Origin of the sequence: Flavonifractor sp. An4 (assembly GCF_002161755.1) — a bacterium.
Taxonomy (GTDB): Bacteria; Bacillota; Clostridia; order Oscillospirales; family Oscillospiraceae; genus Flavonifractor; species Flavonifractor avicola.
Map to the genome: position 1 here is coordinate 1 of NZ_NFIL01000004.1, position 24,990 is coordinate 24,990.

36 protein-coding genes and 1 pseudogene are annotated in these 24,990 nt (G+C 53.5%); 29 read left to right on the forward strand and 8 right to left on the reverse strand.

The window, feature by feature from the left end:
* Positions 1 to 197: hypothetical protein (locus B5F94_RS16660; protein ID WP_204247463.1), on the reverse strand; the 197-nt coding region annotated here is incomplete at its 3' end.
* Positions 198 to 356: 159 nt separating this feature from the next.
* On the opposite strand from B5F94_RS16660, the gene B5F94_RS02855 reads away from it, so the two are divergent.
* The 13 genes from B5F94_RS02855 to B5F94_RS02910 all read left to right on the forward strand — a co-directional run bounded on the left by B5F94_RS02855 (position 357) and on the right by B5F94_RS02910 (position 10,450).
* Positions 357 to 803, forward strand: a complete 447-nt coding sequence (locus B5F94_RS02855; protein ID WP_087327443.1) for a translation initiation factor 2 — start codon at positions 357 to 359, stop codon at positions 801 to 803.
* 133 nt (positions 804 to 936) lie between these two features.
* On the forward strand, positions 937 to 1,827 hold the full coding sequence (locus B5F94_RS02860; RefSeq protein WP_242965553.1) for a toprim domain-containing protein: 891 nt from the start codon (positions 937 to 939) through the stop codon (positions 1,825 to 1,827).
* 74 nt (positions 1,828 to 1,901) lie between these two features.
* Entirely contained in the window at positions 1,902 to 2,810 is a 909-nt protein-coding gene (locus B5F94_RS02865) for a hypothetical protein (RefSeq protein WP_087327449.1), read from the forward strand.
* A gap of 35 nt (positions 2,811 to 2,845) precedes the next feature.
* Positions 2,846 to 3,580 carry a class D sortase gene (locus B5F94_RS02870; RefSeq protein ID WP_087327452.1) on the forward strand — a complete coding sequence of 245 codons (735 nt, stop codon included), beginning with the start codon at positions 2,846 to 2,848 and terminating at the stop codon, positions 3,578 to 3,580.
* A gap of 144 nt (positions 3,581 to 3,724) precedes the next feature.
* Positions 3,725 to 3,862, forward strand: a complete 138-nt coding sequence (locus B5F94_RS16405) for a hypothetical protein (RefSeq protein ID WP_158100247.1) — start codon at positions 3,725 to 3,727, stop codon at positions 3,860 to 3,862.
* On the forward strand, positions 3,849 to 4,385 hold the full coding sequence (locus tag B5F94_RS02875; RefSeq protein ID WP_242965554.1) for a hypothetical protein: 537 nt from the start codon (positions 3,849 to 3,851) through the stop codon (positions 4,383 to 4,385). The genes B5F94_RS16405 and B5F94_RS02875 overlap by 14 nt, the downstream gene beginning before the upstream one ends.
* Positions 4,386 to 4,388: 3 nt before the next feature.
* On the forward strand, positions 4,389 to 5,165 hold the full coding sequence (locus tag B5F94_RS02880; protein ID WP_087327456.1) for a recombinase family protein: 777 nt from the start codon (positions 4,389 to 4,391) through the stop codon (positions 5,163 to 5,165).
* 23 nt (positions 5,166 to 5,188) lie between these two features.
* Positions 5,189 to 6,826, forward strand: a complete 1,638-nt coding sequence (locus B5F94_RS02885) for a recombinase family protein (RefSeq protein ID WP_242965555.1) — start codon at positions 5,189 to 5,191, stop codon at positions 6,824 to 6,826.
* A 24-nt stretch (positions 6,827 to 6,850) separates the two neighbouring features.
* A complete protein-coding gene (locus tag B5F94_RS02890) occupies positions 6,851 to 7,600 on the forward strand; it encodes a metallophosphoesterase family protein (protein ID WP_087327459.1) in 750 nt (249 codons plus the stop codon).
* Positions 7,601 to 8,161: 561 nt separating this feature from the next.
* The gene (locus B5F94_RS02895; RefSeq protein ID WP_087327462.1) at positions 8,162 to 8,695 is read left to right on the forward strand and encodes a GDSL-type esterase/lipase family protein; all 534 of its coding nucleotides are present in this window, start codon (positions 8,162 to 8,164) and stop codon (positions 8,693 to 8,695) included.
* A 175-nt stretch (positions 8,696 to 8,870) separates the two neighbouring features.
* Positions 8,871 to 9,599: an alpha/beta fold hydrolase gene (locus tag B5F94_RS02900; RefSeq protein WP_087327466.1), complete on the forward strand. Its 729-nt coding sequence runs from the start codon at positions 8,871 to 8,873 to the stop codon at positions 9,597 to 9,599.
* Between the two features lie 13 nt (positions 9,600 to 9,612).
* Positions 9,613 to 9,831, forward strand: a complete 219-nt coding sequence (locus B5F94_RS02905; RefSeq protein WP_087327471.1) for an aspartate dehydrogenase — start codon at positions 9,613 to 9,615, stop codon at positions 9,829 to 9,831.
* Positions 9,832 to 9,973: 142 nt separating this feature from the next.
* The gene (locus B5F94_RS02910) at positions 9,974 to 10,450 is read left to right on the forward strand and encodes a flavodoxin (protein WP_087327474.1); all 477 of its coding nucleotides are present in this window, start codon (positions 9,974 to 9,976) and stop codon (positions 10,448 to 10,450) included.
* 50 nt (positions 10,451 to 10,500) lie between these two features.
* On the opposite strand, the gene B5F94_RS02915 is transcribed toward B5F94_RS02910, so the two are convergent.
* On the reverse strand, positions 10,501 to 10,944 hold the full coding sequence (locus B5F94_RS02915) for a GNAT family N-acetyltransferase (protein ID WP_087327476.1): 444 nt from the start codon (positions 10,942 to 10,944) through the stop codon (positions 10,501 to 10,503).
* Between the two features lie 144 nt (positions 10,945 to 11,088).
* Here B5F94_RS02915 and B5F94_RS02920 point away from each other — a divergent pair, with 144 nt between their 5' ends.
* The 6 genes and pseudogenes from B5F94_RS02920 to B5F94_RS02945 all read left to right on the forward strand — a co-directional run.
* Positions 11,089 to 11,997, forward strand: a complete 909-nt coding sequence (locus tag B5F94_RS02920; RefSeq protein WP_087327479.1) for a helix-turn-helix transcriptional regulator — start codon at positions 11,089 to 11,091, stop codon at positions 11,995 to 11,997.
* Position 11,998: 1 nt separating this feature from the next.
* Entirely contained in the window at positions 11,999 to 12,319 is a 321-nt protein-coding gene (locus B5F94_RS02925; protein ID WP_087327482.1) for a TfoX/Sxy family protein, read from the forward strand.
* A gap of 2 nt (positions 12,320 to 12,321) precedes the next feature.
* The gene (locus tag B5F94_RS02930) at positions 12,322 to 12,957 is read left to right on the forward strand and encodes a GyrI-like domain-containing protein (protein WP_087327485.1); all 636 of its coding nucleotides are present in this window, start codon (positions 12,322 to 12,324) and stop codon (positions 12,955 to 12,957) included.
* Positions 12,954 to 13,511 (forward strand): DUF3795 domain-containing protein, encoded by a 558-nt coding sequence (locus tag B5F94_RS02935; protein WP_087327488.1) that lies wholly within the window; start codon positions 12,954 to 12,956, stop codon positions 13,509 to 13,511. Before B5F94_RS02930 ends, B5F94_RS02935 begins: the two co-directional genes overlap by 4 nt.
* A 4-nt stretch (positions 13,512 to 13,515) precedes the next feature.
* A complete protein-coding gene (locus B5F94_RS02940) occupies positions 13,516 to 13,911 on the forward strand; it encodes an SRPBCC family protein (protein WP_087327491.1) in 396 nt (131 codons plus the stop codon).
* A 72-nt stretch (positions 13,912 to 13,983) separates the two neighbouring features.
* Positions 13,984 to 14,094, forward strand: a pseudogene (locus tag B5F94_RS02945) (helix-turn-helix transcriptional regulator); the annotation flags it as partial.
* Between the two features lie 731 nt (positions 14,095 to 14,825).
* Here the strand turns inward: B5F94_RS02945 and B5F94_RS02960 are convergent.
* From B5F94_RS02960 to B5F94_RS02970, 3 genes are all read right to left on the reverse strand, one after another.
* Positions 14,826 to 15,758, reverse strand: coding sequence for an alpha/beta hydrolase (locus B5F94_RS02960; RefSeq protein ID WP_162612771.1), 933 nt, complete (start codon positions 15,756 to 15,758; stop codon positions 14,826 to 14,828).
* Between the two features lie 100 nt (positions 15,759 to 15,858).
* Positions 15,859 to 16,659 (reverse strand): helix-turn-helix domain-containing protein, encoded by an 801-nt coding sequence (locus B5F94_RS02965; protein ID WP_087327496.1) that lies wholly within the window; start codon positions 16,657 to 16,659, stop codon positions 15,859 to 15,861.
* A gap of 34 nt (positions 16,660 to 16,693) precedes the next feature.
* Entirely contained in the window at positions 16,694 to 17,206 is a 513-nt protein-coding gene (locus B5F94_RS02970) for a GNAT family N-acetyltransferase (protein ID WP_087178789.1), read from the reverse strand.
* 171 nt (positions 17,207 to 17,377) lie between these two features.
* On the opposite strand from B5F94_RS02970, the gene B5F94_RS02975 reads away from it, so the two are divergent.
* The 10 genes from B5F94_RS02975 (at position 17,378) to B5F94_RS03020 (ending at position 23,584) form a co-directional block, all read left to right on the forward strand.
* A complete protein-coding gene (locus B5F94_RS02975) occupies positions 17,378 to 18,583 on the forward strand; it encodes an iron-sulfur protein (protein WP_242965557.1) in 1,206 nt (401 codons plus the stop codon).
* A 127-nt stretch (positions 18,584 to 18,710) separates the two neighbouring features.
* Complete coding sequence (locus B5F94_RS02980) at positions 18,711 to 19,289, forward strand: SGNH/GDSL hydrolase family protein (RefSeq protein WP_242965558.1); 579 nt, start codon at positions 18,711 to 18,713, stop codon at positions 19,287 to 19,289.
* Positions 19,286 to 19,696 (forward strand): peptide deformylase, encoded by a 411-nt coding sequence (locus B5F94_RS02985; RefSeq protein ID WP_087327499.1) that lies wholly within the window; start codon positions 19,286 to 19,288, stop codon positions 19,694 to 19,696. Before B5F94_RS02980 ends, B5F94_RS02985 begins: the two co-directional genes overlap by 4 nt.
* On the forward strand, positions 19,693 to 20,007 hold the full coding sequence (locus tag B5F94_RS02990) for a TIGR04076 family protein (RefSeq protein ID WP_087327502.1): 315 nt from the start codon (positions 19,693 to 19,695) through the stop codon (positions 20,005 to 20,007). The genes B5F94_RS02985 and B5F94_RS02990 overlap by 4 nt, the downstream gene beginning before the upstream one ends.
* 12 nt (positions 20,008 to 20,019) lie before the next feature.
* A complete protein-coding gene (locus tag B5F94_RS02995; RefSeq protein WP_087327505.1) occupies positions 20,020 to 20,736 on the forward strand; it encodes an SDR family oxidoreductase in 717 nt (238 codons plus the stop codon).
* A complete protein-coding gene (locus B5F94_RS03000) occupies positions 20,733 to 21,191 on the forward strand; it encodes a flavodoxin family protein (protein WP_087327508.1) in 459 nt (152 codons plus the stop codon). The genes B5F94_RS02995 and B5F94_RS03000 overlap by 4 nt, the downstream gene beginning before the upstream one ends.
* Before the next feature lie 12 nt (positions 21,192 to 21,203).
* Positions 21,204 to 21,842: a Vat family streptogramin A O-acetyltransferase gene (locus B5F94_RS03005; RefSeq protein WP_087327510.1), complete on the forward strand. Its 639-nt coding sequence runs from the start codon at positions 21,204 to 21,206 to the stop codon at positions 21,840 to 21,842.
* Between the two features lie 13 nt (positions 21,843 to 21,855).
* On the forward strand, positions 21,856 to 22,314 hold the full coding sequence (locus tag B5F94_RS03010; RefSeq protein WP_087327513.1) for a metallophosphoesterase family protein: 459 nt from the start codon (positions 21,856 to 21,858) through the stop codon (positions 22,312 to 22,314).
* Positions 22,314 to 22,808, forward strand: a complete 495-nt coding sequence (locus tag B5F94_RS03015) for a DUF6933 domain-containing protein (protein WP_087327516.1) — start codon at positions 22,314 to 22,316, stop codon at positions 22,806 to 22,808. The genes B5F94_RS03010 and B5F94_RS03015 overlap by 1 nt, the downstream gene beginning before the upstream one ends.
* 20 nt (positions 22,809 to 22,828) lie before the next feature.
* Entirely contained in the window at positions 22,829 to 23,584 is a 756-nt protein-coding gene (locus B5F94_RS03020) for a DUF5714 domain-containing protein (protein WP_343212781.1), read from the forward strand.
* A 48-nt stretch (positions 23,585 to 23,632) separates the two neighbouring features.
* On the opposite strand, the gene B5F94_RS03025 is transcribed toward B5F94_RS03020, so the two are convergent.
* The 3 genes from B5F94_RS03025 to B5F94_RS03035 form a co-directional block, all read right to left on the reverse strand.
* On the reverse strand, positions 23,633 to 23,839 hold the full coding sequence (locus B5F94_RS03025) for a hypothetical protein (protein ID WP_087265790.1): 207 nt from the start codon (positions 23,837 to 23,839) through the stop codon (positions 23,633 to 23,635).
* Positions 23,840 to 23,893: 54 nt separating this feature from the next.
* Positions 23,894 to 24,550, reverse strand: a complete 657-nt coding sequence (locus B5F94_RS03030) for a vWA domain-containing protein (protein ID WP_087327519.1) — start codon at positions 24,548 to 24,550, stop codon at positions 23,894 to 23,896.
* Positions 24,551 to 24,637: 87 nt separating this feature from the next.
* Positions 24,638 to 24,988 carry a DUF2200 domain-containing protein gene (locus B5F94_RS03035; RefSeq protein ID WP_087327522.1) on the reverse strand — a complete coding sequence of 117 codons (351 nt, stop codon included), beginning with the start codon at positions 24,986 to 24,988 and terminating at the stop codon, positions 24,638 to 24,640.
* Positions 24,989 to 24,990 lie beyond the last annotated feature (2 nt).

Genomic DNA, 24,990 nt, shown 5'->3' on the forward strand with positions numbered 1-24,990 from the left:
CCACTCGGACCAACTAAGGTTGCTGAAAAAGATGCAACCCCTGAAACCCTTGCTGCGGCAAGGGTTTCAGCCGTTTCAGAGGGAAAAATCGAGCACCAGCCGAGATGGAGATGCAAAAGGCCATTTTCGTGATGTGGGGTGATTCGAACCTCTGAGCAAAGAGAAAACAGCGAGAGAAGCCCCCGCTGGTAGTTCAAATCGAACTGCTAGCGGGGGCTTCTCGCTTTTTATTACGTAGCTGTTTCAGTTGGTGGTATTGCTTGCTTTGTCCTTGGTTCCTTGGTGGTCTTGGTAATAGCTTTCTACCATGGTTTTGGATATACTTGCGTTGCAAAACGAGGAAAGGAGCGCAGACCATGGCAGACAAGAAAAATCTATGCGCCCAAATCGACATCGCCCTGCACAACCGGGTAACAGAAGAAAAAGACCGCCTGGAGATGACTACCAGCCAGTACATCGCAGCACTGCTCACTGAATACTACAAGATGAAAGATGAGAATGGAGGAATCAACATGACAGGCAGCAGAACGATGGCATTCCAGATTCCCGAGGAACTCTTCCAGCGCATCAAGACCCACCTGGCCAGAGAAACGGCTCGGACCGGCGTAAAGCTCACCCAGCGGGACTTCGTCCTGGGCCTGATCGAGCAGGCGCTGGCGGAAGCCGAAGCCAGCCTGGCCCCACAGGAGGGCCCTGAGAGCACCGAGGAAGCCCCGGAGGACAACGGAGCCGCCGGTACCACCCCAGACGCCAGCGAGGCCAGCACGGAGGCGGAGAGAGGCACAGCGGACATCGAACAATAACACAAGGCGTCAAAGCAAGGGGCCGGAGGACACATCTCAAACAGATGCGTCCTCCGGCCCCTTTTTTGTTTTTCCTAGAAGGGGGGTGAACATGATACAAACGTCAGAAAAAACTCGTTTTACAGAGGCTGAAATGGCCACTGTCCGAGACACGGACCTTCCAGATCTGCTGATCTCCCTGGGCTACCAGGTGAAGCGGATCGGCAGGTACTACACCACGCAGGAGATGGACAGCATCCGGATCAAGGACAGACGTACCTGGTTCCGCTACTCAGAGGGCATCGGCGGAGATGCCATCACATTCCTCCAGCGGTTCTATAACAAAAGTTTCCCGGAGGCCGTGGAGTACCTGCTGACCTGGCATGGCCGCGCCCGTGACTCTCCCCCGGCGAGCACTCCGCGGCAGACCAAGAAAAAGGAGGAAAAGGTCCCCTTTACCCTCCCCCCTGCCAACGTGGATCACCGCAGGGTGTTTGCCTATCTCCGCAAGCGTGGGATCGCACCCCAAGTGATCCGGGGCTTTGTGGAGGCTGGATTGCTGTACGAGGACGCCCAACATCACAACTGTGTCTTTGTTGGCCGGGACCAATCAGGAGCGCCGGTATTTGCCAATCAACGAGGAACCTATGATTGGAACGGCAGCAGTTTCAAGGGGGATGTCCCAGGCAGCAATAAGGATATCGCATTTCGACTTCACTGCAGCAAGAAGCATGATGCAGTTTTTGTCTTTGAGGCCCCAATCGACCTGATGAGCTTCTGCACCCTGCACCGGAAAGTGACCTCCAACGCGGTGGCGCTGTGCGGGCTGTACGAAGGAGGACTGCGGACCTATTTGCGCGACAACCCACACATACGCCGGATTATTCTGTGCCTGGATAACGATGAACATGGTCGGCAGGCAGCCCAAAAGCTCCGAGAAATGTTCTGCGCAGAGGGCTATGAGGTGTCTCAACAACTTCCGCCACAGGGAAAGGATTGGAATGAGTATCTGCTGCAACGAAATGTGCTCCGGGAAAGGGGGTGACAATTTCCAAAAGAAGAAATGACAATATGATTTCCGGCAAATCAAAAGAAAAATTGTTGTAGGAGGAATCCAGTATGAAACGCATTTTGACCACAATGTGCGCCCTGACCCTGCTCCTGGCGGCATCTGTCCCTGCTCTGGCCGCTGAACCGGAGCAAAGTGCCAGTTACTACCCCACATCCGTGGAGGAGTATATGGAGGGAGACAGCCCCAGGATCAAGAAAGTCTACCAGCTGTCCCTGGCAGATGACCCATCCCAGATTCCCACCGAGGATTTTGAGCGGGATGGCCGCCTCTATTATCTGCTGGATATGACGCGGAAGGACGAGGTTGGGGTGGACATCCAGACCATCACCCAGACCAAAACTCTGGCCAGTGAGACCAACAATATGGAGAAGATCCTCCAGAGTCTGGAACCGCAGATGGAGGTAACCACAGAGGACGGTTATACCGGCACGCTGACACTGGATCATACCACTGTCAAGGTAGCGGCAGACGGTTATGCTACCCGGACAAAGGATCTCTCCGCCACCCGCACCTATCCCAATCTCTCGGAAGCGGATGTATCTTTGATTCCAAAGAGCATTGAGGACAATGGGAAAAGCCTGACTCTGGCAGATGTCCAGTGGGCCGAGACCAGTGAAGCTGGGGCGGATGGGGCCGTCACCCGTTATACCGCCACTGCCAAATATACCGGCACTACCAGCAGCACCTATGCTACTGGCTACACTGTTACGGCAGACTATACCGGCCAAGTTTCCAAAACCAACTGCTCTGTGTTGACCTATACCGCCATTTTTGGCAGCATGGAGATCCCCGCGGAGCAGACTGACCCGGCCCCCACAGATACCCCTTCCAGCGAAAACTCAAACGGGGCCATGGCAGATATCGACATCAAACAGCCCCTCCTGATTGGCGGCGCGATTCTCTTGTTGACTGCAGGTGGGGTTTTCCTGTTCAAGCGGTATAAAGGAAGGAGCTGATTCAACTGAAGCTGAGAGCACTTCTGCTGGCCACAATGCTATGCACCCTGTGCGTGGGACAGGCCAGCGCCCTGGAATATACCATGGAGGCCCCGGACGATTACCTATTCGGCAGACCTACCAGCGATGACACCATCTACGAATGGGAAGATCCCAATGTAGACCGGAGTAAGAACACCGCCCTGATCCCGCCTGGATTTGGCACACCTACCAGTTACCTCCCCGGCAGCGGCGACCCTCTGACGCCCAATCTCATCCCCGGTGCTCTGGATGGTGGCGGGCTGGTGTCCCAGACAGGGAGCGTCAACTATCCTGTGATCGACACAGGAAATGGGAGCAGTTCTGGCCAGAACGTCGGCTATACCGCCGTCACCAGCGATCTCTACTACTCCGGCGGACACCTGGGGACACTCAAGATCCCGGCCATCGGCCTGTCTACCAAGGTCTACGAAGGGACAGACAGCAGCACTCTGGCAAAAGGGGCCGGTCATTTCCCTGGCACCAGCATCTGGGATGGAAACTGCTGTATTGCGGGTCACAACCGCGGAGTCCGGGATGATTTTGGAGACCTGCATACCCTGGAGCCAGGCGATACCATTACCTGGACCACCAAACTGGGCACACGCACCTATCAGGTGGTCAGTGTAGAAAAGGTACTGGAGACAGACACCAGCGACACAGCCTCTACCACCGACAACCGCATTACCCTATTTACCTGTGTCCGTGATCAGCAGGAATACCGCTGGTGCGTCCGGGCCGTAGAACTTTAAGCGCAGTGCGTTTTCTCTCAACATAAGGAAACGTACTGCGCTTTTTTCTTTGCTTCTTCTGAATCTCAACTAAATCATGTTTAGAAAGAGGTGGTGAGCAACGTATGTTCAACACCTCTTTCCGCCCATTTTGAAGGAGGCGCTATGAAAAAACTGCTATCCCTGTTTTTGGCCTGTATCCTGCTGCTTGGCATCCTGCCCACATCAGTCTTTGCCGCAGACAGTGTGGAAGAAGCCCTAGGCGAGGTCAACATCTACAATGGAGACTATGAACTGGGCTAGAAAGGCCGCCGACTGCCCCAATGGAAGGATCATGGAGGGCAGCATCCATACGGCATTCCTTCGGATGTACCACAAGCTGCGAACCCATGACGGCATCGTGCTGGCACCTGTGCTGAGGCAAATGGAGGCCTTGTCAGATGCCCTGCATCGCGGCAACCCGGCCATGCTGGCGGTCAACACAGCCATCGCTGCGGCATCCGAGCAGAGTTACCACCTCACCAAGCTGCACACGGCAGGTCTCCTGGACAAGGCTGCCTTATCCACAAAGCAGGCGGAACTCAACGCCAAGCTGACAGAACTGCGCCGGGAGAGGCGAAAGCTGCTTTGCAATGAGGATATTGATGAACAGGTGGACGCACTTCGCCTAACGATCGATACCATCCGAAATGGTCCAGAGACTCTGTCCAGCTTTGACGAAGCTCTGTTCACCAAGCTGGTGGAACGAATCGTTGTAGATACTCAGGGCACCATCCGCTTTCAACTATATGGCGGGCTTGAATTCCAAGAAACACTGGAGGCGTAGGCGATGGCAAATCGGAAAATATTGTATGGCTACCAGATCATACATGGCGATCTGGTCATCCAGGAGGAGGAACGCCTCACTGTTCAAAATGTATTTACCACCTATCTGGCCGGGTTATCCTATCAGACACTGGCAGACCGAATGAATGCGGACAACATCCCTTTCTCTCAGGAATCGCCACTGTGGAACAAGCACAAAATCAAGCGAATGCTGGAAAATCCTCGTTATGCCGGGGAAAATGGATACCCATCCATCATTGACCAAGATACCTTCCAGCAAGTGCAGAATAAGATCGCGGAAAAGACCAGTGGGAAGCTTCCACGCCGGACGGAATCGGATGGCTTATGGCAAAAGCTGCGAAGCGGATGCTGTCAGACTCGCCTGCTCCGAACCGGAGGGCCAATCGGGCATACCGGAAACGTCCATCTGAAATGTTCTGCCTGCAGAAACGCATTTGTTGTCGGGAAGGAGGAACTGCTTGCGCAGACGGCACGGCAGCTTGCGGCACATGAAACGCCCGTATGTAAGCCATACGCGCCCTCTGCGGAGGCCGTTCGTCTAGCCAACGCCATTAACCGGGTGTTGGAACAGCCAGGAGACGGTAGGGAGGCTCTCTCCTGCATCCTGCAAGGGGCAGCCGCCCGATATGCCTGCTGTGATGATGGTGTGGATACGGCTGGAAGTCGAGCACAGCCCGACCAAATCGATTGGGATCGCTTCGAACGAACGGTCTCCCATATCATAATCGGAACAGATAACGCAATCACCGTACACTTTTGATTAGGAACAGAAAGGACAGCAAAATGGAACAATCATCACTGGAACGCACCGTCCACCATATTCCGGCATCACGGTCCAATGTAGCAGGCAACAAGACGAGACTCCATGGCAGGCAGCGGGTGGCGGCTTACTGCCGGGTCAGCACCGACAGCGAGGAGCAGATCAACAGCTACACCGCCCAGAAAGTCTACTACACCCAGAAAATTGAGGAGTCCCCAGATTGGGAACTGGCCGGGATCTTCGCGGACGAGGGGATCACCGGAACCAGCATGAAAAAGCGCAAAGAGTTCAACCGGATGATCACCGCCTGCAAGCGGGGCGGGATCGACCTCATCCTCACAAAGTCTCTCTCCCGTTTCGCCCGGAACACCGTAGACTGTCTGGAGACGGTGCGAATGCTGAAGGCCAGGGGGATCGGGGTCATCTTCGAAAAGGAAAATATCAATACGCTGACAGAGTCCAGCGAGTTCCTCATCACTCTGTTCAGCGGATTTGCCCAGGCCGAGAGTGAATCACTCAGCTCCAATATCCAGCTGGGTATCCGGATGGCAATGAAAGAAGGAAAAGTCAACTTCCACTACAAGTCCATGTTGGGATACCAGCGGGGAGCGGACGGCAAGCCGGAGATCGTGCCGGAGGAGGCCGAGGTGGTGCGGCGAATCTACCGCCGGTACCTGGAGGGCTGCAGTGAGGGCCAGATCCAGAGAGAACTTACCCAGAATGGGATCGCCACCGCAAAGGGTGTCAAGGCATGGTCCCATCAGATCGTGCATAACATCCTCACCAATGAAAAGTATGCTGGAGACGCCTTGCTGCAAAAGACCTTCACCACAGACTGCATCAGCAAGAAGGTCAAGAAGAATACCGGCGAGTTGCCGCAGTATTACATCAAGGACAACCACCCTGCTATCATCCCGCGGGACATCTACCAGCGGGTACAGGAGGAGATGGCACGGAGGACCAGCAAGCAAAAGATTCTGCAGAAAAGCGGAAAAACAGAACAGGGCAAGTATTCCGCCAAGTATGCACTCAGTGAGCGGCTGGTCTGTGGGGAGTGTGGTTCCCCCTATAAGCGGTGTACCTGGGCCAGGAACGGCGTCAAACGGATCGTCTGGCGGTGCGTCTCCCGGTTGGAATTCGGGAATAAATACTGCCATGAGTCGCCTTCTGTAGAGGAGTACAAACTGCATGCCGCTATTCTCACGACGCTCAACCGGGTAGTCGAAGCAAGCAATGGCCTGCAGGATGAACTGGCAGAGACGCTCCGAATGGTATGTGTCCCAGGAGGAGATGGCGACGACCTGTTGGACTTGGAACACGAACTAGAAGTACTGACCGCACGACAGAATGCCCTGTTGGACCAGGCATTAGCCAACATGGAGGATCTGACGATAGCCGAGCAACTCAAGACCCTGCTGGAAGAAAAGCAGCACCTGCAGGCGCGGATCGATGCAGTAAAGACGGAAGCGGCCAACAGGATCAGCGAGGACTCACGTATGGCGGAGTTAACAGCTTACCTGGAGGAACACCTCAGTGGCTTCCAACAGTATGATGACGGGATTGTTCGGCAGCTGGTTGAGCGGATCACCGTAGTCGACAGGGAAACAATTCGAATCAAATTCCGATACAGTGATGTAGAGATCGAGCAGACCATGTGCTAAAATGGAAACAAGGAGCAACTACTTATGGAAATATTTATTACAGGGGATACACACGGAGATTTCCGCCGCTTCCGCCCGGACATCTTCTACGAGCAGGAACACATGACCAAGGAAGATTTGGTTCTGGTCTGTGGAGATTTTGGTGGAATCTGGCACGGTGACCCACTGGATGATGCAGGACTGGACTGGCTGGAGGACCGGCCATACACTACTGCATTTGTGCTTGGGAACCACGAAAACTATGACGCTTACAAAGACTACCCCAAAGAAGAATGGCATGGTGGACAGATCCAGAGGATACGTCCCTCCGTTCTGCACCTCATGCGAGGTCAGGTATATGAGCTCAATGGCAGGAAGTTTTTTACCATGGGCGGCGCTTCCTCCCATGATATCCAGGACGGCATCCTGGAACCGGACGATCCTGACTTCGAGGAAAAGTTCCAGCAACTCGAACAGCGCGGTGCGCTGTTTCGTGTGAACCATCGTTCCTGGTGGGCCGAGGAACTGCCCAGCGAAGCGGAATATCTGGAAGCCAGAGCAAATCTGGCGCGTGTCCACTGGAATGTGGATTACATCATCAGCCACTGCTGCCCCTCCAGCATACAGGATGTGCTCAGCGGAGGAATGTTCAAGAAAGACGCACTGACCGAGTTCTTCGACGAAGTGCGTCAGAAATGTACCTTCCGGTACTGGTTCTTCGGCCACTACCACAGCAATATGGTGATCGAGAAAAGATATGCCATGCTATATGAGCAGATCATAAGACTGAAGTAAGACAAAGGGCTGTGCTGACGCACGGCCCTTTTTTCGCCTCTGTTTGCACACGGCTTTGTCAGTATGTCATATGGGGGTTCGGAAATGGCTTGAAAAAAGCGCAGAAAAACAAAAACACAAGTTGCGCAAAACCCTGAATCCATTGAGCCGCAAGGCTTTCCAGGCTGTATCTTTTTCGGCAACAAAAGACAGTTTTCTCAGAAAAACCGTCTTATAGACGGTTTTTCTTTGTTTAGCGCTCAGATTGGGACGCATTGTATCATGGAAATCCCACCTGCTGAGATCTATGGATTTCAGCAGGTGGGATTTTTTCACCTATTGCTTTTGTCATATGTTAGATTTACTATATTAAAATCATAATGTTTTGTACTTCTCTCGGCTGGCTGGTACCAAAGGCTACTTTGCCGCGGTAAAATAGCTGATTGACAGGGCTCCGGAACGGAGGCTATGCCATATTGCTTAGAGAAGCTTGAATATCAATTTGACCGAGGAAACATAACGTACTATCATTTATCGTGTACATTTACAAGCGCTCAGTAATATGCAAAGAGGAGAACTTGGATGAAGATTGTCTGTTTTGGCGATTCTAACACCTATGGCTATGATCCACGCTCTTGGTTGGGCGGGCGGTATGATGTGGATAGCCGGTGGGTGGATATCCTGGCCGCGGAAACCGGTTGGGAAGTCTGCAACATGGGAGAGAATGGTCGGGAGATTCCCAGGTCAGCGCCTGACCTTCCAGCGGACACCGGCCTGCTGATTTTTATGCTGGGTACCAACGATCTGCTCCAAGGATGCAGTCCTGAGCAGGCTGCCGGCAAACTGAAGCACGTCCTCTCCCAACTGTCGCTGAAACCGAATCAAATTTTGTTGATCGTACCGCCGCCCATGGCTCCGGGGCAGTGGGTGCCCAGTCAGCAGCTGATTGACCATTCCCGCACTTTTGCAGGGTGTTGCCGCAGACTTGCCCAGCAGCTTGGTATCCGCTTTGCCGATGCCGGGGAATGGAATATTTCCCTTGCTTATGATGGAGTCCATTTTACAGAGCAGGGCCACAGAGCCTTTGCAGCGAACCTTTTGGAGGTGCTCAGATAAAACGGATTTTCTTGATCTGGGGCTGTTTTGCTCCCGGTGCCAGTGTTTCCAGTGCCTGCTCTGTATTCCCGAATGTCCCCAGCAGGCGATCCAATATGGGAAGTCCGCAGCCGGGCGATACCGCTGCACCATTCAGGCGTATCTGTCCTGGAATGAGCAATGAGGTGATTCATCTATGAAAGCAAAGCGAATGCCACGACATAAAAAATGGCTCATCGCTGGAGGAATCGTTCTTCTGATCCTGGCCATTCTGACGGGGCTGTTTTTCTGGTATGTGTCCGACTATTATCCAGCGGACGAAACTGCCCTGGAGGTGATGTCCCAGGACAGCGGCATTACGGTACAGGACAATCTGACGATTTTATCCCCGACTTATCCCACGGACACCGCCATCATTTTCTATCCCGGCGCCAAAGTGGAGGCAGAGGCTTACCTGCCTCTGCTGGATCAGATCCGACAGACCGGGGTTACCTGTATTTTGGTACATATGCCTTTTAACATGGCAATATTTGATGCCAATGCGGCAGAAGTGGTGATTGCCCAGTTTCCTGAGGTCCAGCACTGGTATATGGCCGGCCACTCTATGGGCGGCGCCATGGCGTCCAAGTATGCCTCGGACCATCCCGACCAGGTAGAAGGGCTTATTCTGATGGGTGCTTATATCTACGGCGATTATCCCGACGAAAAGACGCTCACCATCTACGGCTCCCTCAACCAGAGTGTGGAGGACCATATCGACTACACGGAGAACATTGTGGAGATCGAAGGGGGCAACCACGCTCAGTTCGGCAACTACGGACCCCAGAAAGGCGATCCCCCGGCCACTATTTCCGCTCAGGAGCAGCAGGCTCAGACGGTAGCTGCCATAAAAGCGTTTCTGTGGCCGGCTGATGCTGAGAATTGAGGAGGGGCACCGGATGTTTTTCAAGAAAAAGCAGGAGAAGCGCACCTATGACCAGGAAAACCAGAAGCCGGTGATCCGCTCCAGCATCTGTACTGGGGAAAAGGTGGCAGGATTTCAGGACATCCACACCGGGAAGTTTACCGAGATCATGCTGATCCGCACCTCCGGCGACCTGGAGGAATTTTGCCGCCTCTATGGTATCGGTACGGATGAGATCTCTACGCACTATTGATTTTGAGCGAAAATACAGGGAGCTTCCCGGCAGAAAAGCAGAAATGCCTTGTCAGAATAGCGGTAAATAGAAAATGAGCATTTTACATTCCTGCGTGTCGGATTTACAATGAGGGCAGAAGATGCGTAAGGAGGTTGTTCGTATGAACGCATTGGTTGCTTATTTTTCCGCTACCGGCACTACCGCCAAAGCGGCGAAGGCTCTGGCAAATGTCGTGGGAGGGGAACTCTATGAGATCAAACCTGCTGTGCCCTACACCAGCGCCGATCTGAACTGGATGGACAAAGGTTCCCGCTCCAGCGTGGAGATGAAGGACACCCGCTCGCGCCCTGCTTTGGCCGACACCAACGCCCCGGTGGCAGAACACGATGTGATCTTCCTGGGCTTCCCCGTGTGGTGGTATGTGGCTCCCACCATTCTCAACACCTTCCTGGAGGCCTATGATTTCACCGGAAAAACCATTGTTCTCTTCGCCACCTCTGGCGGCAGTGGTTTGGGCAAGTCGGCGGCTGGGCTTCAGGTCAGCGCCCCCGGCGCCAAGATTCTGGATGGCCGGATGCTCAATGGCCGCCTGAACGAGGCGGAGCTGAAGACCTGGGTGGACGGGCTGAAGCTGTAATACATCCCAAATGTTGAAAAAGTGGAGTGTCCCAATAGACACTCCACTTTTTATAGCTCTCTTTGAAGGTACACCATATCCACCAACTGAACACCGCACTCATAGATAGGGTGGTCGTAATAGTCGGTGAAAAAGTTCTTGACCAGGTGATGCCTGTAAAAGCCGCAGGATTCGTAAAACGGAACGGTGGAGGGGCTGTCCCCGGTACCCACCTGCAGCACCGTATACTGTCCTGTGTAGGTTCGGACGAGGAAGTCCACTATGGCCTTCCCATACCCCCTGCCCTGACAGTCCGGTTTTACGGCAATGTTTTTCAGTTCCAGAACCCCATCCCCCTCGTCGGTCACCACGCATTCAGCCTTGACCCCGCCGTCTTCCAGCACATACATGGTCCCACGCTCCAGATAGCGGTCAATCATGTCCTCCTGCTCGTCTGCCAGCAGCAGTAAATCCAGGTATCTCTTTTTGTCCGTTTCCACTTTTCTGATTTCCATGGGATGGTCCACCTTTGCCTGGCAGTCTTGATGGGACTTATGATACCACAACTATGTGTACCGCTGCAATGCTCTGAGAAACATGACAGACAGTTGTCGCGTTCCTATGATATAATGCAGGAAAAGAGGGAAGGGGAGTCCTGTATGAAAATGGAGCGGCTCATCGGCATCCTGTCCATCCTGCTCCAGCGGGAAAAGGTCACCGCTCCGGAGCTGGCGGAGCAGTTTGAGGTATCCCGCCGGACCATTCAGCGGGACATCGAGTCTCTGTGCCGGGCGGGAATTCCCATCTCCACTGCCCAGGGCGCGGGCGGCGGCATCTCCATCATGGAGGGCTACCGGGTGGATCGCACTGTGCTCACCGATCCGGAGATGCAGGCAATCCTGGCAGGACTGCGGAGCCTGGACAGTGTCAGCGGCACCCGGCGCTATGCCCAGCTGATGGAAAAGCTGTCCGCGGGAACGGGCGGACTGGTACCCGGCGGTGCCCATATGCTCATTGACCTCTCCTCCTGGTACAAAACCAGCCTGCCGCCCAAGATTGAGCTCATTCAGGGAGCCATCGAGCAGCACCGCACCATCCACTTTATCTATTACTCCCCCAAAGGAGAATCGGTGCGCACCGTAGAGCCCTATTATCTGGTGTTTCACTGGTCCACCTGGTATGTGTGGGGCTGGTGCCGGATGCGGAAGGATTTCCGCCTCTTTAAGCTCAACCGCATGACGGAGTTCACCACCGGAGAGCCGTTTGCCCCTCGTTCTGCGCCGCTGCCTGACTTGGAGCCAGAGCGGGTCTTTCCGGTAAAATATCAAGTCACCGTTCTCTTTGATCCCACCTGCCGCTGGCGGCTGGTGGAGGAGTACGGGGCGGACCGCTTTACCGTAGAGCTGGACGGCAAACTGCGCTTTACCGGCGGTTTCCCCGATGAGGACAGCGTCCTGAGCTGGATTTTGACCTTCGGAGACAAGGCGGAACTACTGGAACCGGAAGAATTACGGGAACAGTTGAGGAAACTGACCGAAACACTGGCCGAACGTTACAGGAGGGATTAGCATGGCCTCTCATAAGGATTTTGTGGACTATGTGGCCGAACAGCTGCGGGAAGCCGGTACCATCCGCAGCCGGAAGATGTTCGGTGAATACGGCCTCTATTGCGATGATGTGTTTTTTGCCGTCATCTGCGACGACCAGCTTTTTGTCAAGATCACCCCTCAGGGGGAAGCGGCCTTTCCCGACCTGCCCAAGGCTCCACCTTACGAGGGAGCCAGGGACTACATCTGGATGGAGGATGTGGACGACCGGGACACCATGACCGCTCTTACCCATATTACCTGCCTGGCACTCCAGGCCCAGCCTAAAAAACGGAGGAAATGACCATGGCCTTTGATTATAAGAAAGAATACAAGGAATTTTATCTGCCGCCCAGGACGCCGGGCATCGTTACCGTGCCCGCCATGAACTTTCTGGCAGTGTGGGGCCATGGTGATCCCAACGAGGAGAATGGAGCCTACAAGCAGGCCCTGGGGATGCTCTACGCCGTAGCCTTCGCCATCAAAATGAGTAAGCTGGGCAAGCACAAGCTGGAGGGTTACTTTGACTATGTGGTGCCGCCCCTAGAGGGTCTGTGGTGGCAGGAGGGCATCCACGGGGTGGATTATAGCCATAAGAAAGACTTCCAATGGATTTCCCTCATCCGCCTGCCGGAGTTTGTAACGAAAGAGGTGTTTGACTGGGCCATCCGGGAGGCCACAGAAAAGAAGCAGCAAGACTTCTCCCCGGTGGAGTTTTTCTCCTGGGAGGAGGGCCTGTGCGTCCAGTGTATGCATATCGGCCCCTATGACGACGAGCCTGCCACCGTGGCTGCCATGGAGGAGTATGCCAAGGCCCAGGGTTATGAGGAGAATTTCGGGGAGGGGCGATTCCACCACGAGATCTATTTAAGCGATGTGCGGCGGTGCAAACCAGAGCGGTTGAAAACCGTCATCCGGCATCCGATCAGGAGGATATTATGAAAGGCTTTACTCGTGCAGAAATCCGCTTTTCTCTGTGCGGCCTCAACTGTGCTCTGTGCTCCATGCACCTGGGCGGCTACTGCCCCGGATGCGGCGGAGGAGCCGGAAACCAGAGCTGCGCGAAAGCCCGCTGTTCCCTGGAGCAGGGCGGCGTTCCGTTCTGTTGGGAGTGCCCGGAGTATCCCTGCCCCTACTATGAGGGCTTCGACGATGGGGATTCCTTTGTCCCGCACCGGAACCGGCAGCAGGATATTGCCCAGGTCCAGGCGCTGGGACTGGACGCTTACCTTGTTCAACTGGAGAAAAAACGGACGATTCTGGATGAATTTCTGGCCCATTACAACGATGGCCGCCGCAAGACTTTTTTCAATACAGCCGTCTATCGCCTACCTTTGGAGGATTTGCAATCTGTGATGACTTCGCTGGATAACCGACCGGAACTGGGGCAGCAGGAGATCAAGGAACGGGCCCGCGTTGCTGTGGAATTGCTTCAGGAGGCGGCTGACCGCCGGAGCATCAGTCTGAAACTGAACAAGAAACCGAGGAAGGGGTGATCCTATGGCGACTTCCAGGTTAAAGGTTCATTTCCCATGCCCTGTGGAGCAGGTGTGGAACACAGTGACCGATCTTACCCATACCGCCTGGCGCAGTGATTTGGCCCGGGTGGAAGTCCTGGACGAAACCCACTTTGTGGAGCACACCCAAAGTGGCTATGCGACGGAATTTACCGTCACGGCCTGTGAGCCATTCCATTTTTGGGCTTTTACCATGGAGAACGGAAATATGTCCGGCGCTTGGGAGGGGGCCTTCCAGGCGGCAGAGGGCGGAACCTGGTTGACTTGTACCGAGACAGTTCGCGCCAAACGCTGGTGGATGGGCCCCTTTGTTCCCGGCTATCTGAAGCGGCAGCAGAAGCGGTATCTGGACGATTTGCGGAAGGAATTGCTGAAATAGACCATGTTAATCTGCGTTGCTTGCGGCAATGGGCCATTCTCTCTACAATGTGAGCGAAAGGAGTGAGCCCATATGTTAAACGAAAACATAAAGGCAATCCGGAAATCCAAGGGACTTTCCCAACAAGAACTTGCCATGAAGCTGAATGTGGTGCGGCAGACCATCTCCAAATGGGAGCAGGGGGGGTTCACTTAGATAAAGATACCACATCAATCCCACGCTGACTTTTGCTCAACCGATACAGCCGGAGGGCTGGATAACAAGAAAAGGCGGTATGCGCCCCGTGGAAGGGTAGCGTACCGCCTTTTCTTGTGGGGGTTTCCAAAGGGGGCAACGCCCCCATTTGGCACACGACTTTGCGAAGCAAAGTGTAGTGTGTTATACGCTCTGTCGGCGTTGCCGTGAAAATGCCGTTGCCGCCGGGGAGGGCAAGGGCATTTGAAGCGGCAGGAAAACAGGGCTGTGCTTGCGTGGCGTAGAGCCGTAAGCACAGGTCTGGTTTCAACAGCAGACTGGGCGTATATGAAAGCCCCCGTCCCTCGTCCTACGCTCCGACTTGTGGACAAAGTGTCCCGAAGTTGTGGCCACACTCCCGGGAAAGTAGCAGGACAGCGGGCAACCGTCAAGGCTGAAATGAACGGGCTTACACCCGGCCTTGACCGCCACCCGCCGTCCCGCTGAATGGGTGAACAAGGCGACCAATCCCTCAAAGTGCTTGACCGCTCTCTTTCTGATTTTGGAGTGTTTCTTTTCTCATAATTGAAATGGGCGGGAAGCCATTTTAGGGCTTTCCCGCCTTGATTGCCCATCAGCAAAGCCAGACGGGACGGTCAACGGCGGCGCATGAAATGCGCCGTTCATCTTGACCGTTGACTGGCCCGGCTGGCTTTGCTATTTCCCCGACAAACGGGAATTTAATATTCCGATAGAAATGCAATGATACTTTCACTTATTGCTTTGTATTCGTAGTCGTGAACATAATGTGGGCAGTTCAATTCAATATATTTTCCTTCATCAATCTGTGATATATATTTTATAGCAATTTTTCGCCATGTGTCTTTATCGAATCCTGTTCCACCAGAGCCGTCCGAAATAAATAACAGCATTGGAAGCTGCGGGGTTCCCATGTCATTCACCGTTTCAGCGTTTTCCTTCACCCATTCAGTTTCATTTATCATAGTTACAGTTGCCGTCCGGCTGTAAAAAACAGCTTTATAGATTTCTTTTTCTTTCTCCGATAATGTGCCGTACTTTACAGCATCACTATCCGATAGCCCCGGAATAAATCGAGTGACACCTATGTTTGCCGTCCAACTTGCAATACGCATAAGAGGAATATTTATATTCATGTTGTCATAATACTCTGGAACTGCCATGTCAAGCCCGATAATTGCAGACACCTCATTGGGATATTTCTGCGCCCAATATAAGGCTTCAAGCCCTGACATAGAGTGCGGGCAAAGGACATAAGGTGCGGTTAATCCCGCCGATGCAAGCGCTGTCCTTGTGTCTTCAAGTATAGAATCAATATCTCTGTTTTTATCGACAACATCACTGAAACCATACCCGAATTTTTCTACAACGGCAATCTGATATTTATCACTTAAAAGAGAATAGAGGGATTTGAAATCCAGTATGGGAGAACAAGTACCTCCTCCCGACATAAAAACAAGCGTTGCATCTCCTGTACCTTCAATATAGACGCTCATATTGTGTCCATCAACTTCAACCATCTTTCCTAATGGCAAACGCAATTCAGTTTCTCCTTTTAAATGGATTTTATGATTGATGTATATGATAAGTAGCAATATAAGCATTGCAACAATCACAATAAAAATTATTTTCATAACTCTCCTCTTTTTCATAGTGTTCCTCACCTCTGTGTCTTTGCGTCTGGCTCCTTGATGATATGTTGTTCGGCGCAATAAATCCCGATTTGTTGTTCTCTTACTTTCTTCCCCGCTGTGGGTTTGGATTTTTCAGCAAGTCAGACTTTCGTGCAATCTTTTTCAGCCACTTCCTTTCTTCCTCGGACAGCTTCTTATAATTCAGTTTGAGCCGCTTGCAGATAAACATCATAGCCGCCTGCTCCGGGTCGCTGTCCTCTTTAGCGGCTTCCTCGGCTGTCTGCAAAAAATCTTCCAGAGGATTGTCCTCCGGGACGCCGAAAAAATCGTCCTTGTGGGCTTCCCGCAGATCGAGGGCTATCTTGTTTATGTCCTGCTGTATCACATAGCGGCAAAAGCTGTCGTCATCAATGTGGGCGGCGATAAGCTGTCGCAGCTGCGGGTCAGTCAAGCCGGGATTGTGTTGTTTCATAATCGTTGCACTCACAACGTCCACAATGGCGTTTGCGCTCTGCACCTGCTTTCCCGCTACGCCGTTCACATAGATTTCAAGGTCGGCCATGAGCCGGGGAAAATCCGGGTGTGTCGCCAGCTCACACAAAAGAGAATTGTCCACCAGCCCGCTTTTCAATAGTTCAATCATATCATCACTCAAATGCAGGTCTGCAAGATCGGCGTTTGGGTGATTTCTTGTTTGAGAACGGCCCAGCAGATAATCAACAGTCACTTCATAGAACTTTGCCAGTTCAATAAGGGCATAGTGGCTGATGTCCTTGAAGTTGTCCCCCTCATAACTGCCTAAAGCGGACTTGGAGAGATGGGTTTTCTCCGCAAGCTGTTCCAGCGTCAGTCCGCGCTCCACACGCAGGTCTTTCAATCGTTCTTGTATGGATAGTTCCATGCTCCCCCTCCCTGTCTGCCCGATAAATGGGAAGTTACAGTTCCGTATTCAGTATGGAATACATTTTCATATCAATAACTTTTCCATTTTTTACAGCATTGTTTCTCAATGTCCCTTCGTATTGAAAACCTGCTTTTTCAAGCGCCCTACACGATGCTATGTTGTAAGCAAAAGGTTCTGCATAGATACGAATAATATCACTCTTTTGAAAAACATGTTGGCAAATTTGTTTTATGGCTTCGGTCATAATTCCTTTGCCCCAGTATTCTTCTGCAATATAATATCCTAACTCGGCAGTTTGTCTATGTATATTTTCCTGACGATAAACGCCAATACTGCCGATTGCTTTTTCATCTACCGTAATAGCAAAAGCAAAGGTGTCATTTTCATCAGCAGAAAGCATAGCAGAAATAAAATTTATTCCATCTTGTACTGTATAAGGATATGGTATGCCATCTCGAAGATTGTCCTGAACTTTTTTATTGGATATAGCCACGGTCAAATCTTCCGCATCTGACAATAACCATTTTCTTATTTTACAAATCATATTTTCCTCCGCAACTTCCGATTTGTCTCTTCGTACTTATCATTTTACCACAATTCCAAGAGCGTGGAAATAGCCTGTTTTTAAGCCGATTTCCTACCTTTCGGATATACGGGACGGACGGTCATTTCGGTGTAGACTTATGAGAAAGATTTTGCTCCGCTGCGAGGAGAGTTGGAGCAGGCGGATCTGCTGCTGTTCTGCTATCCGGTCTATACCTTTATTGCGCCCTATCAGCTTCACCGGCTCATCGAGCTCATCAAGGCAGATGGGGTGGACCTCTCAGGCAAGTTTGCCTCTCAGATCACCACATCCAAGCACTTCTATGATGTGACCGCCCACCGCTATGTGGAGGAGAACTGCTTTGATCTGGGCATGAAGGTGGTGCGGGGGCTGTCCGCCGATATGGATGACCTGCTCACCCAGCAGGGGCAGCAGGAGGCACGGAGTTTTTTCGATCAGCTGATGTTTTCCTGTGAGCACGGGCTGTTTGTCACACCGCCTGCCAGAGCGCCTCGGCGGGAGAAGCCGGTCTATCAGCCGGTACTGCACTCCGTGTCTAAGAGCAAAGAAAAGGACGTTGTGATCGTTACCAACTGCGCTCCTGAGGATGAAAACCTCCGGAATATGATTGCTGATTTCCGTGCTGCGCTGCCCTTTGAGAGCCGGGTGGTAAATTTGCGGGAGTTTCCCTTTGCCGGTGGTTGCCTTGGGTGTTTCGGCTGCGCCATCACAGGGAAATGCGTCTATACCGATGGATTTGACGCATTTTTGCGCAATACCATCCAGACCGCCGACGCCTTTGTCTACGCCTTTACCATCTCCGACCATTATACCCACTCCAGCTTCAAATGCTTTGACGACCGGCAGTTCTGCAACGGCCACCGTACCGTTACCCACGGCACGCCCATTGCCTACCTGATCAGCGGCGACTATCAGTATGAGAGCAATCTGCGCATGATTGTGGAGGGTCGCAGCGAGGTGGGGGGCAACTATCTGTGCGGCGTAGCCACCGATGAGGGTAATACTGCTGCCGATGTGCAAAACCTGGCCGATGCTGTGGTATTTGCCATGGAGAAGAAGCTGTCCCGCCCGGCCAATTTCTACGGGGTGGGCGGAATGAAGATTTTCCGGGATCTCATCTATGTGATGCAGGGCATGATGAAAGCCGACCACAAGTTCTATAAGACCCACGGCATCTACGACTTCCCCCAGAAGCAGAAAAAGCGCATTCTGCAAATGAAGCTGGTAGGAGCCATGCTGGCGGTTCCCTCTGTACAGAAGAAGATGAAGGGACAGATGAACCAATACATTATTGGGCCGTACCAAAAGGTGGTAGAGCAGGCCCGGGAAAGTGCCGGATCGGCGAAGCAGAGCTGATTGCGGATCTGATTGAAGGGTGCTCCCCGCTGAGCGGTGAGCACCCTTTTCAGCGAAAATATATGGGGTCTTCATGACAATTTTAGCATTGCTGTGCTATACTGTAGCAAACAGAAAAAGAAGGGGCATGAACGTGCGGATTTTAATGCTGGGCAACAGTTTTACCTTTACCAACCATATGCCTCAGATGCTGGCTCAACTGACCGGGGCGGAAGTGGTCCATCACACCCGGGGCGGGGCGCGGCTGTCGGAGCACCTGAACCCCAAGACCAAGCTGGGTGCAAAGACGCAGGAGGTGCTGGACAAAGAACATTGGGACTATGTGGTCCTTCAGGAGATGAGCCACGGGCCCATAACCGCTCCCGGCAGCTTCTTTGCCAGCGTGGAGCAGCTCTGCAACAAAATTTGGGAGAATGGGGCAGTCCCCATTCTCTACGCCACCTGGGCTTACCAGAGAGGCGGGGCCAAGCTGACAGCCAAGGGCTGGGATTATAGTGAGATGGCCCATAAGATGTCTGAAGCCTACCACAAAGCCGCCCGAGAGAACCACGCCCTCCTTGCTGATGTAGGGCGGAAGTTTTATGAGTTGTCCGATACTCAGAACCTCTGTGCCGCCGATGGCGTGCATCCCAGTGAACTGGGTTCCCGTATCGCGGCGGAAACCATTGCGGCGGTCATTCAGGAGCAAAAGGAGAAATTACGATGATTCGAGATATCTGCAAAGATGAGACGTTCCTGGCCCAAAAGGCGGTGCCTGCCACGCTGGGCGATGTTCAAGTGGCTGCCGACCTGCTGGAGACACTGGAGCACCACAAGGCCGGCTGCGTGGGTATGGCGGCCAATATGATTGGGATCAATAAGCGCATCATTGCTTTCGATAACGAGGGCAGCTACATGGTCATGTTCAACCCGGAGATCGTTAAAAAGTCCGAGCCCTATGACACGGAGGAGGGCTGTCTCTCCCTGACCGGCGTCCGCCCGGCCAAGCGATGGAAGACCATCAAGGTACGCTGGCAGAACGAGAAATTTCAGGAGCGGCTGAAAACCTTCACCGGCTGGACGGCTCAGATCATCCAGCATGAGATCGACCACTGTGAGGGCATCATCATATGAAAAAGTGCAGGATCACTGTCATGCGCATCACCCGATACGAGGACCTGATGGCCCAATATGAGAATCCCATCGCTCATGCCTGCGACATGGAGGTGGGCCAAGTCTTTATCGCCAATGGCTGGGAGAAGCCTGTGGGCTTTTGCCAAAGCGCCTGGGATACCCTCTCGCCCTTTGTGCTGGCCCTAAGCCACGGGGGTGAGAACTTCTACGACGGCTGGATGAAGAACCCCAAATCCGCCATGCTCTCCTGTAACGACGGGTTCCGGCCGGTGAGCTTTCTGGTGGAAACCCTGGATGAGGGCGCAGACTGAGGAGGAAACGCCATGTTTGAACATAAAGTTGCCGTGGTTACCGGCGGAGCAAAGGGTATCGGCAAGGCGATTGCGGAGGAATTCCGGAAAGCAGGCGCCGAGGTATGCGTGATTGACCTACTTCCCAACGATTATTCTGTGGGTGATCTGGCCGACCAGACCGTTCTGGAGGATTTTGCCCGCAAGGTGATTGCCGACTATGGTCATGTGGACTTTTTGGTCAATAATGCCCTGCCCCTGATGAAGGGCATTGACGCGTGCAGCTACGAGGAGTTCAACTACGCCCTGCGGGTGGGCGTTACCGCCCCCTTTTATCTTACCAAGCTGTTTGCGCCCCACTTTGCACCCGGCGGGGCCATCGTAAATATCTCCTCTTCCCGGGACAGGATGAGCCAGCCCCAGACCGAGAGCTACACGGCAGCCAAGGGTGGCATCTCCGCCCTGACCCATGCCCTGGCGGTGAGCCTGGCCGGTAAGGTGCGGGTCAATTCCATCTCGCCCGGTTGGATCGACACCGACTATACCGTTTATGACGGTCCGGATGCCATTCAGCAGCCCGCAGGCCGGGTTGGCAATCCCCTGGACATTGCCAATATGGTGCTTTACCTGTGCTCGGACAAGGCGGGCTTTCTTACGGGGGAGAACATCTGCATTGACGGCGGCATGACCCGCCAGATGATCTACCACAATGACTTTGGATGGACCCTGCAAGGAGGAACCGGTCTATGAAAACCGCCATCTGCTACTATTCCCGCCACCATGGGAACACGCTGAACGTTTTGGAGGCCATGGCGGGCGAGGGGGATGTGGACCTGATCGATGTTACCACCCGCCAGACCGTCCGGCTGGAGAAGTATGACTGTATCGGTTTTGCCTCCGGCATCTACGGTTTTGAATTCCAAAAGGCTGTGGTGGAGTTTGCCCGGCAGTACCTGCCCCAGGGCAAGCCGGTGTTCTTCGTCTATACCTATGGCGGCGCCAAGGGTAGTGGGGCCAAGGCTGTGGCGAAGATCGCGCAGGAGAAGAACTGCCGGATGCTGGGGGAGTTTTCCTGCAAGGGCTATGACACCTTTGGCCCCTTTAAGCTGGTAGGCGGTATTGCCAAGGGACATCCGGACGAGCGGGATCTGGAGAACGCCCGTAAATTCTATCGGGAGATTCAGGCGCGAAATACGCACGGTTAAGGAGGTCATGTTATGTTTGGACCGGACCCGAATGCTGTCCACCCGAATGAGAACATCCCCAGCGTTTGCTACATCAAGAATGTTATCACCCGCCTCAACATTGAGGTAGGCGATTATACTTATTATGACGACGCTGCCACCGGTGGAGAGGATTTTGAGGACCATGTGACCCACCACTATCCCTTCATCGGGGACAAGCTGATCATTGGAAAGTTCTGCGCCATTGGTAAAGGCGTGGAGTTTGTAATGAATGGGGCCAACCACCGTATGGAGTCGGTCACCACCTACCCCTTCAATATCTTCGCCCACGGCTGGGAGAAGTGCACGCCTTCATTGGACCAGCTGCCCTTTAAAGGGAATACGGTGGTGGGCAATGACGTGTGGATAGGGCAGGATGTCACAGTCCTGCCCGGTGTCCACATTGGCGACGGCGCCATTATCGGGGCCAATTCTGTGGTGGCAGGCAATATCCCGCCCTATACTGTGGCGGCAGGGAACCCCTGCCGTGTAGTCAGGCCCCGGTTCGGCCAGGAGCTGACGGAGTATCTGCTCAAGCTGCGGTGGTGGGATTGGGAGGCGGAAAAGATTTTCTGCAACCTGGAAGCACTGTGCAGCGGTGATCTGGAGCAAATTCGCCGCATTGAGTTATAATGGAGGAAACTACATGAAGCTTGCCATTCTCTCCGACACCCACGGCCTGCTGCGGCCGGAGGTGGTGGAGCAGCTGAAAACCGCCGACGCCATTCTCCACGGCGGCGACATCAATAAACAGAGCATTGTGGACCAGTTGAGGCAATACGCGCCTCTCTATGTGGTCCGGGGCAACAACGATAAGGAGTGGGCGGAAGACATCCCCCATGATCTTACCATCACCTTGGATGGTGTGACGTTCTATATGGTCCACAATAAGAAAGAACTTCCCGCAACGCTTAACGGTGTGGATGTGGTGGTATTTGGCCACTCCCACAAGTATGTGCAGGAGGAGAAGAACGGTATTTTGTGGCTCAATCCCGGCTCCTGCGGCCCCCGGCGGTTCCATCAGGAGATTACCATGATGATGGCGGAACTGGCAGATGGGGAGATTCAGGTGGAGAAAATCTCCATGCCCCACGAGGTAAGGTGATGGAACTGGGACTGACTTTCCCCCTCAAGCGATTTTTGAAGATGAAAACGCCGGCCTACGGCACGCAGCCAGACCGGCGTTTCTGCTGGGACCTCCATGTCATCGATCTGCGGGGGTGCAAGTGTCTGCTGGCTGTCCACTGTCACAGCCGGTATACCTTCGTCCGCTATGATGTCACGCCCCTTCAGTGGGCGGACCTGCCCGGTCTGTTTCAGGAGGGATTGACGGAGAGCTTTATCGCCGCTGGATTTACAGCGGATCAGGTGGAAGCATATCTGCGGCAGGCGGGCGAGATTGAAATCACCCGTACCCACGGACGCCGGGAGGTGGCCTTTCTCAACCGGGCCTGGGAGGATGTATTGGCGCTGGATCTGTGCCTGGACACGGATTGTCAGGCCCAGCCTCTGCTGGACCATGCCGTCAATACAAAGCCCAGCCGGTGCGTGGGTTTTGAGGGGCTTGGAACGAGCCTGGAGCGGGTGAATGTCATATGAAAATGAAGGGAGACTCAGACTTGAACAGGGAAGAATGTCTGATTTGTAAGGCGCCTTTGGAATATCTGACCCAGGATGAGGTCATGGAGTGCGCCATCTGCCATAAGAAGGAGTCCAGCAAAACCCGTTGTGTGGCGGGTCATTATGTCTGCAATGACTGCCATACCCAGGGTATGGACAGTATCTTTGGTCTGTGTCTCTCTGAGACTTCTGCCGATCCTGTGGCCATTCTCCGCCGGATGATGGAGCTGCCATTCTGCCATATGCACGGTCCGGAGCACCATGTAATGGTGGGCGCGGCTCTGCTTACTGCCTATAAAAACGCCGGTGGTAACCTGGAGCTTGAGAAGGCCCTTCAGGAGATGTACAGCCGGGGCAAGGCTGTTCCCGGCGGGGCCTGCGGTTTTTGGGGGGCCTGTGGAGCGGGGATCGCCACAGGACAGTTCCTGGCCATTGTTACCCAGTCCACACCCCTGGCCCAGGAACCCTGGGGTTTGAGCAATCAGATGACCGCCCGGGCGCTGGAGAGCATCGGTCAGGTGGGCGGCCCTCGATGCTGCAAGCGGGACTCCTTCCTGGCCATCCTGGCCGCCGTGGACTTTGCCAGAGAGCAGATGGGGGTGGAGATGGAGCGGACAGTTCCTGTCTGCTCTTACAGTGGCCGGAACAACCAGTGCATCGGCAAGCGCTGTCCGTTCTCGGCGGCAAAAGCACTTGAAACGAAAGAATTTAAAACCGTTAAACGTGCAAAGCTGGTAAAACTATCTTTGAAATGAACACAGCCCGGAACTTCTGGATGATAAGAAGTTCCGGGCTTGTTGTTGTTATGCCTGTACTTGTTTCAGCTCCTTCTCAATCAGAGAAACAGCAATCGTAAAGGCCTGGATGCGGCGTCTGGCCAGTGTGATCTGGGATTTCAATCGGGCGGGATCTTCTTTCCCTTCCAGAGTCTTGACGGTTTCCCGCAGCTTATGCAGGGTAGAGTCGATCTGCCGTTTGGCCTCCACAAGTTCATCTTTGGTATAGGTCATGCTTTGCCTCCTAAAATGGACCTTACTTATCGTGGTGTTGCGGGAGATCATCCTTTAGCGGCGGTTGCTCTTCCGCTTGCGAAAATCCTCCTCAATATCGTCTTTCCAGTGCTCATCCAGCGTAGCACAACACCGGACAGCGGTGACAGCCTGACTCACCACCTCGTAGTTGAGGCGAGTACCCTCGCTGTCACAGTGGTAGTTTACCGCCCGATCCGGGGCGATGCCCAGCGATCCCGCCGTTTCCACCGCGTCGATGTTTGCACCCAAAAAGAGGAACTCCCAACCGTACTTCTCCTTCTGGCGCTGGATCATGGTTTTGACCTGCTGAGAGGTATAGCGGCGGCTGGCATTCTCCATGCCGTCGGTGGTGATGACGAAGAGGGTGTGCTCCGGTACATCCTCACTCCGGGCGTATTTGTGAATGTTACCGATGTGATGGATGGCACCGCCGATTGCGTCCAGCAGGGCGGTGCAGCCCCGGACATAGTATTCTCTGTGGGTAATAGGCTCGACCGCTTCAATTTTTACCCGGTCATGGAGCACCTGGGTATGGTCGTTAAAGAGAATGGTGGAGACAAAAGCCTCGCCGGGCTCCTTTTTCTGCTTCTCCAGCATGGCGTTGAAGCCACCGATGGTATCGACCTCCAGCCCCTGCATGGAGCCGCTGCGGTCCAGAATAAAGACCAGTTCCGTCAAATTCTTTTTCATAGAAAAATCCCCCTGTTCTGTGTTGTTTGGCTTACGAGCACAGTATAGGGGAATTTTATGCTTGTTTGGTCGCCTGGCGGGCGACAATTATGCTCTCAAAATTTGCGCCATGGGTTTGCCTTTGGCCAACTCATCCACTAGCTTATCCAGATACCGGATTTCCCGCATCAACGGGTCCTCGATTGCTTCCACCTGAATGCCGCATACCTTGCCGGTGATGAGGGTTCGATTGGGATTCATGGCCGGGGCATTTCGGAAGAAGTCCCCATAGCTGGTATCAGACTGCTCCAGACGGGCAATATCCTCGGCGCTATATCCGGTGAGCCAGGTGGTCACCTGGTCCACCTCTTCCCGGGTACGACCCTTTTTCACTGCCTTGTTGATTAGAAGCGGATAGAGCTTGGCAAAGGACATCTGTGTCACATCGGTACGGGGCATGG